Genomic DNA, 9035 nt, shown 5'->3' with positions numbered 1-9035 from the left:
TTTTATGTATTTTTACTAGTTCAGTTACGTATATTGTTAAGGTTAATACATGCTCCTGTTGTTAGGGAGGCAGCACCTAATTTTCCCATTTGTAGCTACACTGCTAGACAAATAAGTGCCGTCTTTTTGCAACGACAAGTTAAGCATTAAAGGTATTTTTGACTGATTAACTATCGTTTTATCGTCAAGCGGATAAACATATAAATTAGAAACAACAGGTTTTTTGGTGTCTTTTAATATTCTATCAAAACCAAAAAACATAGATTATAACAAATTCTGTTTTGAATCACGAAATTCAAAATGCAAATGCGGCCCTTCTGATGATCCAGTATTCCCAGACAAACCTATTAATTGGCCTTTAGTAACAGTCATTTCACCAGGTTTTAAGAACATTTCAATTTCAAAAGACTTCTCTTTATAATGTGTCTTCTTTACATAATCCTGAATTGAACCTACCATACTTTGCAGATGCCATATACAGATGTATAACCATTTGGATGGGTTACGTACAAAGTTTTCCCATTACCGAAAGTCGAAATTTTAATCCTAGAATATAACCATCAGCAACAGCATACACATTTAAACCTTCTCTTTGATTCGTTTTCAAATCAAAACCAGCGTGAAAATGATTCGGTCTTAGTTCCCAAAATTCCCCAAAAGCTGCATCGGAATATCCAAAGGAGGTCTAAAATAGTCTTTTGGATAATCTGTCTGAGCAGAAATAAAATTACAAAACAGGAGAAAAAGTACAGAATATTTCATGATTTACATTTTTGCTAAGATAAAAAAAAGTCAGCAAAATAATTAGGAAAACTACGAAATACAATACCTTGAATTCCATTAATTTGCTATTTTTAATGCGAAAAAAATCGATAAAATATTGCATTAATAAAAAGGAATACTAACTTTGTATGATTAAGTAATGAATAGGATTTGTAATGAGTGTAATTGCCGAAATAATTGATACTCTTGAATATAAAGTTGAAAAACTTTTTGCGAAGCTAAAAGGTTTAGAAAAGAACAATCAAGAACTAAAGTCAGAATTAATAGAGGCTAAACAGACTATACAAAGACAGTCCGGAGAGATTGAGGGCTTGAAAAAGCAGTACGAAACACTCAAAATCGCCAATTCTTTACTTGGCAGTAACGATAATAAAAGAGATACAAAGCTTAAAATAAATTCATTAATTCGTGAAATTGATCACTGTATAGCACAACTATCAGACTAGTAACAACATGGACGAAAAGCTTAAAATTAAAATATCAATCGCAGACAGAGTTTACCCTTTAACGGTACATCTCTCTCAGGAAGAAGGCCTTAGAAGCGCTTCGAAAAAAAATTGATGTGATGATAAAGCAATTTGAAGAAAAATTACGCTGTTGTGACAAACAAGACGTTTTAGCCATGTGTGCATTACAATTTGCTTCACAAGTAGAGCAAAAACAAATTGACAAAGCTATTGATAGTGATGAAACTATCGAACGAATTAAAAGATTAAATACCCTTTTAGATCAATATCTCGAAAATTAAACGTTCTTTACAGAAACTAAGATACTGCCTACATTAGTTCATATTTGGTAAACTCAACACTAACAAATTAGAATGAGCAAATCATCACTACTAAAGCATGCCACGCTTCGGCGAGGAAACTTGAACAGTGAGTTAGCTCAAAACTTGTCTTTTCGAGTTTATACAAGCAACCTAATGTAGGCTTTTTTATATATAAATTTTAACAAACATGGACAGTATAATAACGATCATTATTTCAGGAATTATAGGTATTGCAGCAGGTTTTGGAATAGCCAAAATCATCGAAAAAAGCAATATTTCCAATTTAATCAAAAATTCAAAAAAAGAAGCAGCATCCATTTTAAAAGACGCTAATCTGGAAGCCGAAAACATTAAGAAAGATAAAATTCTTCAAGCAAAAGAAAAGTTTATTGAATTAAAATCTGAACACGAACAAGTAATTCTTGCAAGAGACAAAAAAGTAGCTGAAGTAGAAAAAGAGTTAGAGACAAAGAATCTCAAATTTCTAATGAATTATCAAAAGCTAAAAAGACCAATGATGAATACGAAGCTAAGACACAAGAGTACAATACTAAAATTGAAGTTTTAGACAAAAAACAAGCTGAAGTTGATAAATTACACAAAAGTCAATTACAGCAATTAGAAGTAATTTCAGGACTTTCTGCTGAAGAAGCTAAAAACCAACTAATGGAAGGCTTAAAAGCTGAAGCAAAAAGTAGTTCGATGTCTTATATTCAGGATACTATTGAAGAGGCAAAACTTACAGCACAACAAGAAGCAAAAAAGATCATCATTAATACTATTCAAAGAGTTGGAACAGAAGAAGCAGTAGAAAACTGTGTATCTGTATTTAACATTGAATCGGATGATGTAAAAGGTAGAATCATTGGACGTGAAGGTAGAAACATCCGTGCGCTAGAAGCTGCAACTGGTGTTGAGATTATCGTAGATGATACACCAGAAGCAATCATCCTTTCTTGTTTTGATCCTGTACGTAGAGAAATTGCTCGTTTGGCTTTACACAAATTAGTTACTGATGGCCGTATTCACCCAGCACGTATTGAAGAAGTTGTAGCCAAAACAGCCAAACAAATTGATGATGAAATCATTGAGGTAGGAAAACGTACTGTTATAGACTTAGGAATTCATGGTCTACATCCTGAATTAATTAAAGTTGTTGGACGTATGAAATACCGTTAGTCTTATGGTCAAAACTTATTACAACACTCTAGAGAGGTATCTAAATTGTGTGGTATTATGGCTGCCGAATTAGGATTGAACGTAAAACTAGCTAAAAGAGCAGGTTTATTACATGATATTGGTAAAGTTCCAGATACTGAAAGTGATTTACCTCACGCATTATTAGGTATGCAATGGGCTGAGAAATATGGTGAAAAAGAAGAAGTTTGTAACGCAATTGGTGCGCATCACGACGAAATCGAAATGAAGTCACTATTATCACCAATTGTACAAGTTTGTGATGCCATTTCAGGTGCAAGACCAGGCGCAAGAAGACAAGTATTAGATTCTTACATCCAACGTCTAAAAGACCTTGAAGAAGTAGCTTACGGATTTAACGGAGTTAAAAACGCCTATGCGATTCAGGCTGGTAGAGAACTTCGTGTAATTGTAGAAAGCGAAAAAGTATCTGATGACAATGCCGCAAGTTTATCATTTGATATCTCACAAAAAATACAAACTGAAATGACTTACCCAGGTCAGGTTAAAGTAACAGTAATACGAGAAACAAGAGCAGTAAATATTGCAAAATAAGTTCTTTACTTATATCATAAAAAAACTCCTCAATTGAGGAGTTTTTCATTTTTAAACTTTTTTTTCATTAAGAGTTCAAGATCCATATCGCATTAACCGCAAAGAAAGCGAAGATTTACGCTAAGTTAGCAAAGAGTATTATTTCTTTCATTTACAAATTCTATCCTATTTTGATCATAGCTCACGGTTTCAACCGTGTGATGCAGATTGCGATAATTCATCACGCACCAACAGTTAAAACTATTGGCTATGTTTATGGCGTGTTATTTTTGCAAGCAATCAGTTCTTGAGCTATTAGTTTGTTTAACAAAGACAAGCTTGCGAGTATCACGAATCACGTCTTTCATGCTTTGAGCCTTAAAAACTCAGCCACTCAGAACCTTTGCAACTCTGAACCTACAGATCATCATTAAAAACAATTTTAAAAGTAGTACCTTCACCAACGACGCTTTCTACAGAAACCTCTCCTTTCATTGATTCAATCTGATTTTTAGTAATATACAATCCAATTCCACGAGCTTCTTTATGCTTATGAAACGTTTTATACATTCCAAATATCAAATCACCATATAGCCCTAAATCAATTCCAATGCCATTATCTTTAACTTTTAAAGCCTTTCGACCATCTGGCTCGATTGCAAAAATAAATTCAATTACAGGGTCTCTATCTGGGTGCGCATATTTAATCGCATTGGTTGTAAAATTCAACAAAACACTTTCAAAGTAAGCTGGGTTAAAACTAATTGTTACATAATCTGGCACACTATTAAGTATAGTAGTTTTAGTTTTTGCCGCTAAAGGCTTTGATTATAGAAACCGTTTTATCTATACTGTACCTTAGCTTAAGTGGTTTTATAACAATATCCAGATTACTCTGAATCTGAACAATCTGCGTTAAATTAGAAATCGTATCATTTAAGTCATTAGAAACTGTACGCAAATGAACCAACATTTCATCGATTGTTTCTTTACTATGATCATCATCTATAAAATCAAGAATACTTTTAATATTTCCCGCTTGTGTATTTAAATTATGCGAAACGATATGTGAAAAATTAAGCAATCGACTATTCTGATCACTAAACAATTTCATCGTTTTTATAAGTTCTAATTCTTTTTCTTTCTGATAAGAAACATCCGTATGCGTACCTAAGACACGCAATGGTTTTCCGTTTGAATCTCTTTCAATAACTTTACCTCTATCTAAAATCCATTTATACTTACCACTAGAAGTTAATACGCGATGGTAATTTTCATAAAAGGGCACTTTGTTATCAAAATGTTCTTGAATATCTGAATAATATTTAGGCAAATCATCTGGATGCACAATTTTATCCCAACGTTCAGGATCATCAAAAATATCTGTAGATTGCAACTCTAAAATCTTCAAAGACAATGACGAATAAAAAACTCTATTGGTGACCATATCCCAATCCCAAACACCCACAGTAGAAGCGTCTAAAGCAAATTGAAAACGTTCTTCTGAAAGCTTTAATTTTAGTTCTTGATCTTTTACCTCTGTTATATCTGAAATTCGTCCGTAAAAACTAACTCGACCATCTTGAGATCCTTCTGATTTTGAACAAACTTTTAGCCAACGAATTCCTTTCTTTGGCAGTACTACCCGAAATTCTACTTCCCAAGGAGTTAGGCATTTTCTAGCTTTAGAAAGCGTACTAATAAACATATGCTGATCTTCTGCATGCACTCTTCCATAGATAAAAAATTTACTGCGATTTGAAAATTCAGTTGTAGGAAGCTCGAATATTTCCTCCATGGACTTGCTCACCAAAGGAAAAGTATAAGTATTATCAATATCAACAACAAATTGAAAAATTAAGTCAGGAATTTCTGCAAATAATTTCTTGTAAAAGTTATTCAACTTCTGACAATTTTCATCTTCATGTAAATCAAAAACCATAATTGTGTTTGTGTAAGCTGACTATTTTATCTATAAAACAGAACAAAGTTGATACTATTATTTAAGCCTTAAAAAAACATAAAAATCTTGTTTTTTATTTCTTATTATAAGTATTAGAGTAAATTCTCTTTGTTACAAACAATATAGCTCCAAGATATTATTTTTTTTTAAGACAAAAACAAAATCTTATAAAATATTTTAACAAAAACAACTTATTTTCTAGGATGAAAAGTGTGAATTACCTGAGTTAAATATGTTCTATCCAAATGAACATATATTTCGGTAGTAGTTATTGATTCGTGTCCCAACATCAACTGTATTGACCGTAAATCAGCACCATTTTCAAGCAAATGTGTTGCAAACGAGTGCCTTAAAGTATGCGGGCTTATATTTTTATTTAAACCTATTTTAAAAGCCAAATCTTTAATGATTGTAAAAATCATTGCTCTTGTTAACTGACTCCCCCTCCTATTAAGAAATAAAGTATCTTCATGTCCTTTTTTAATATTCAAATGCAGCCGAACCGAATTCACATAAATTAAAATATATTTTTGAGTAGATTCTCCAATAGGCACAAACCGCTCTTTATTTCCTTTACCAGTAATTTTTATAAATCCTTCTTCAAAGAACAAATCAGATATTTTTAAAGCTACTAATTCCGAAACTCGGAGTCCGCAACTGTACAAAGTTTCCAGCATCGCTCGATTGCGCTCTCCTTCATTAGAGCTTAAATCGATAGCTGCAATAAGCCTATCAATATCATCAACTGATAATGTATCAGGTAATTTCCTTCCTGTTTCGGGAGAGTCTATAAGTTCCAACGGATTAGTATTACGATAATCTTCGAAAATCAAGTAATTAAAAAAACTCTTCAATCCCGAAATAATACGAGCCTGTGAACGTGCGTTTACTTCTTTGGACACTGAATAGATAAACTGCTCAATTGTTTCTTCGTTAATTTTCAATGGAGAAATTTCAATTTCATTCTGAGCTAAAAAAAGACATAATCGCTCTATATCAAAAACATAATTTTCGATTGTATTTTTAGATAAACCACGCTCAATCTTAAGATAGGATTGATAATCTTTTATATACCTAGTCCAGTTCATAAAACAAAGGAAAGCATTTTTTAAACATAAAAAAACCTTCTGCTGTGACAGAAGGTTTTAAATTATTCTTTAGATTTTTAAAATTAAAATTTATATCCAACTGACAAAGAAAATACGCTGTTTTTAATTTTAGAATTATCTCCAGCTTTAGTTTTCGCAATATTAGCTAAACCTAAGTTATATCTAACTCCTGCTGAGATATTTTCGGTAAAATCATATCCTGCTCCAAAATTAACTCCAAAATCAATAGATTCAAAAATCTCCTTAACATCAATTTTGTTTTCACCACTATAACCTTGTAATTTTGTAACTGTCTTTGCCCCAACTAAAAATCCTATTTGTGGCCCTACTTCAACATTAAATCCTTTAACAGGATAATATTTAACCATTACTGGAACATTTATATAAGATAAATTAAAACAAACATCACCTACTACATCCACCGCTCCATCTCCATTTATATCTACTGTCTGATTATCTATTTTTGTTCCCTGAGTTGAAAACAAAACCTCTGGCTGTAAGGTTAACTTCTCTGAAAATTGTATCGCTACAAATCCACCTCCGTTAAATCCAACTTTAGATTTTAAATTGACTCCTTCTGTATCTCCTGTCCAAGTCGAAAGATTTCATTCCTGCTTTTACTCCAAATTTAACTTCTTGTGCATTTGTGAATCCAAATGCTAAAACTGCAATAATAGATAAAGTAATTTTTTTCATTGTTTTATTATTTAGCTATCACCCGTAAATATATATTTTCTATAAATAGCTATTAATTATTTTATTAAGTTTCATAAAAAACCCTCTACAATAGCAGAGGGTTTTAAATTGTATTTTTAAAATTCTATAATTAGAATTTATAATTGAATCCTACGTTGATTGAAGAAAATGTTCCTCCATCTACAGAAATTCCTTTGTAACCAGCATAAACTTCATATTTCTCTGCTTGGTAACCAAATTTTGGCTGATAGATAACTCCACCATCTCCATCTCCACTACCTGCATAAATTGCATATCCTAAATCTGCACCTACAAATAAGTTATCTGAAATAGAATATTGCGCTGTACCAGCAACTGGAATGTAACCTGCGGCATCACCTTTAATCTTAACAGTACTAAAACCATTGTAAAAAGTGTGTGATTTAGCCAAATAAGTAGAATAACCTGTAGTAACTCCAGCACTGAATTTATCAGCAACTTCCCATAAATAAGCAACATCAACACCTAAATTTACCGAATGAAAATCTTTGATGTCTCCCATAGGTAAACCAACATGTGCTCCTACTTTGAAATGACCATCTTGTGCATTTGCAAACCCAAATGCTAAAACCGCAATAATAGATAAAGTAATTTTTTTCATTTTTTGTTTATGTTAAAATTTATGCGGCAAACGTAAATAAGTCCCATCTAAATTCCAAAAATACATGTTAAAAAATAAAAAAATAAAAAAAACCTAGTTATTCTTTTATGCACACAACATTGATTCACACTAGATTATTACTGCTTTTCTCACTAAATTTATTGAGGGAAAATTTATTTTTGAAACAATAAAAATTAACCTTAAAAAACCTATAAACTAAATTCTTCTAATAACAAATATCTATACAGTTCAAATAAAAAAAGCCCTTAAATACTACTATTTAAGGGCTTTAAAATTGTAAAAAATAAATTTAAGAACACCCCAAGTGTTCTATAATTAGTTATTAGAATCTATATCCAACTGATAAAGAAAATACACTATTTTTAATTTTAGCACTGTCACCATCTTCAGTTTTAGCGATATTAGACAAACCTAAGTTATATCTAACTCCAACAGAAACATTTTCAGTAAAATCGTAACCAGCTCCAAAGTTTACTCCAAAATCAATTGATTTAAAACCATCTTTAACATCTAATTCTTCTGAATCACCTCCAAAAGAATGTTTTTCTTTAGCACTTACTAGGAAACCTATTTGAGGTCCTGCTTCTAAACTAAATTTTTCAGCAACATAATATTTTGCCATAACTGGTACATTGATGTATGCTAATTTACTAGTTACGTCAATAGAAACAATATCCGTTCCGTCAAAATCATTATATGACCCTTTAGCCCCTTGAGCAGAGTACAAAAGCTCTGGTTGAACTGAGAATTTATCAGATAATTTAATTTCAGCGAAACCACCAACTTGGAAACCAACTTTTGAAGAAGCATCTTCAATATCTCCTGTTAAAGTAGAAAGGTTGATTCCACCTTTTACTCCAAATTTAACTTCTTGTGCATTTGCAAATCCAAATGCTAAAACCGCAACAATTGATAAAGTAATTTTTTTCATTTTTTGTTTATGTTAAAATTTATGCGGCAAACGTAGATAAGTTCAATTTAAATTCCAATAAAATAACAAAAAAACACAAAATTAACAAGGTTCAAAAGAAACAGACAACATATTCACATCTTACTGAAACAAAGATCATTACCATTTCCTTTATCACTAAATTTAGTGATGCCTTATTTTTTTCAACACACCGATAAATTAACACTAAAAAACCTATAAAATACAAAAAAAGCCTTTCATGATTAACATGAAAGGCTTAAAATAAGACTTATTTATAATTACTAGAAATGCAATGCAAAACCAATATTAAATTGGAAAGCATCTTTTCCAGAACCAAAATCAGGTGCTGCCTCCCTAACAACAGGAGCATGTATTAACCTTAGCAATACGTA

Annotated in this window: 13 protein-coding genes and 2 pseudogenes; 5 read left to right on the top strand and 10 right to left on the bottom strand. The window is 31.6% G+C overall.

Annotation, left to right across the window (positions count from 1 at the left end; genetic code table 11):
* Positions 1–42 precede the first annotated feature (42 nt).
* The 3 genes from AC1RYN_RS05140 to AC1RYN_RS05130 all read right to left on the bottom strand — a co-directional run bounded on the left by AC1RYN_RS05140 (position 43) and on the right by AC1RYN_RS05130 (position 762).
* Positions 43–261: a hypothetical protein gene (locus tag AC1RYN_RS05140; RefSeq protein ID WP_481806087.1), complete on the bottom strand. Its 219-nt coding sequence runs from the start codon at positions 259–261 to the stop codon at positions 43–45.
* A 3-nt stretch (positions 262–264) separates the two neighbouring features.
* Entirely contained in the window at positions 265–459 is a 195-nt protein-coding gene (locus AC1RYN_RS05135) for a M23 family metallopeptidase (RefSeq protein ID WP_481806086.1), read from the bottom strand.
* A 177-nt stretch (positions 460–636) separates the two neighbouring features.
* Positions 637–762: a hypothetical protein gene (locus AC1RYN_RS05130; protein WP_481806085.1), complete on the bottom strand. Its 126-nt coding sequence runs from the start codon at positions 760–762 to the stop codon at positions 637–639.
* A 176-nt stretch (positions 763–938) separates the two neighbouring features.
* Here AC1RYN_RS05130 and AC1RYN_RS05125 point away from each other — a divergent pair, with 176 nt between their 5' ends.
* The 5 genes and pseudogenes from AC1RYN_RS05125 (at position 939) to AC1RYN_RS05105 (ending at position 3304) form a co-directional block, all read left to right on the top strand.
* Entirely contained in the window at positions 939–1229 is a 291-nt protein-coding gene (locus AC1RYN_RS05125; RefSeq protein WP_481806084.1) for a hypothetical protein, read from the top strand.
* Between the two features lie 7 nt (positions 1230–1236).
* A pseudogene (locus AC1RYN_RS05120) lies at positions 1237–1531 on the top strand (cell division protein ZapA).
* Positions 1532–1739: 208 nt separating this feature from the next.
* A pseudogene (locus AC1RYN_RS05115) lies at positions 1740–2290 on the top strand (Rnase Y domain-containing protein); the annotation flags it as partial.
* On the top strand, positions 2264–2731 hold the full coding sequence (locus AC1RYN_RS05110; protein WP_481806089.1) for a KH domain-containing protein: 468 nt from the start codon (positions 2264–2266) through the stop codon (positions 2729–2731). The pseudogene AC1RYN_RS05115 and the gene AC1RYN_RS05110, both read left to right, overlap by 27 nt.
* 57 nt (positions 2732–2788) lie before the next feature.
* Positions 2789–3304, top strand: coding sequence for an HDIG domain-containing metalloprotein (locus tag AC1RYN_RS05105; RefSeq protein ID WP_481806083.1), 516 nt, complete (start codon positions 2789–2791; stop codon positions 3302–3304).
* A gap of 396 nt (positions 3305–3700) precedes the next feature.
* Here the strand turns inward: AC1RYN_RS05105 and AC1RYN_RS05100 are convergent, their stop codons facing one another.
* The 7 genes from AC1RYN_RS05100 to AC1RYN_RS05070 form a co-directional block, all read right to left on the bottom strand.
* Positions 3701–4012, bottom strand: a complete 312-nt coding sequence (locus tag AC1RYN_RS05100) for an ATP-binding protein (protein ID WP_481806082.1) — start codon at positions 4010–4012, stop codon at positions 3701–3703.
* A 73-nt stretch (positions 4013–4085) separates the two neighbouring features.
* Positions 4086–5225, bottom strand: coding sequence for a PAS domain-containing protein (locus AC1RYN_RS05095; RefSeq protein ID WP_481806081.1), 1140 nt, complete (start codon positions 5223–5225; stop codon positions 4086–4088).
* Positions 5226–5437: 212 nt separating this feature from the next.
* On the bottom strand, positions 5438–6334 hold the full coding sequence (xerD, locus tag AC1RYN_RS05090) for a site-specific tyrosine recombinase XerD (RefSeq protein WP_481806080.1): 897 nt from the start codon (positions 6332–6334) through the stop codon (positions 5438–5440).
* Between the two features lie 83 nt (positions 6335–6417).
* Entirely contained in the window at positions 6418–6879 is a 462-nt protein-coding gene (locus AC1RYN_RS05085; protein WP_481806088.1) for a porin family protein, read from the bottom strand.
* A 31-nt stretch (positions 6880–6910) separates the two neighbouring features.
* The gene (locus AC1RYN_RS05080; RefSeq protein WP_481806079.1) at positions 6911–7051 is read right to left on the bottom strand and encodes a hypothetical protein; all 141 of its coding nucleotides are present in this window, start codon (positions 7049–7051) and stop codon (positions 6911–6913) included.
* Positions 7052–7181: 130 nt separating this feature from the next.
* Complete coding sequence (locus tag AC1RYN_RS05075) at positions 7182–7691, bottom strand: hypothetical protein (protein ID WP_481806078.1); 510 nt, start codon at positions 7689–7691, stop codon at positions 7182–7184.
* A 343-nt stretch (positions 7692–8034) separates the two neighbouring features.
* The gene (locus tag AC1RYN_RS05070) at positions 8035–8643 is read right to left on the bottom strand and encodes a porin family protein (protein ID WP_481806077.1); all 609 of its coding nucleotides are present in this window, start codon (positions 8641–8643) and stop codon (positions 8035–8037) included.
* Positions 8644–9035: the final 392 nt, after the last annotated feature.

Source organism: Flavobacterium sp. TC780 (genome assembly GCF_056783245.1).
Note: the sequence above shows the minus strand (reverse complement) of the source record. Positions and strands in the feature narration are given on the sequence as shown.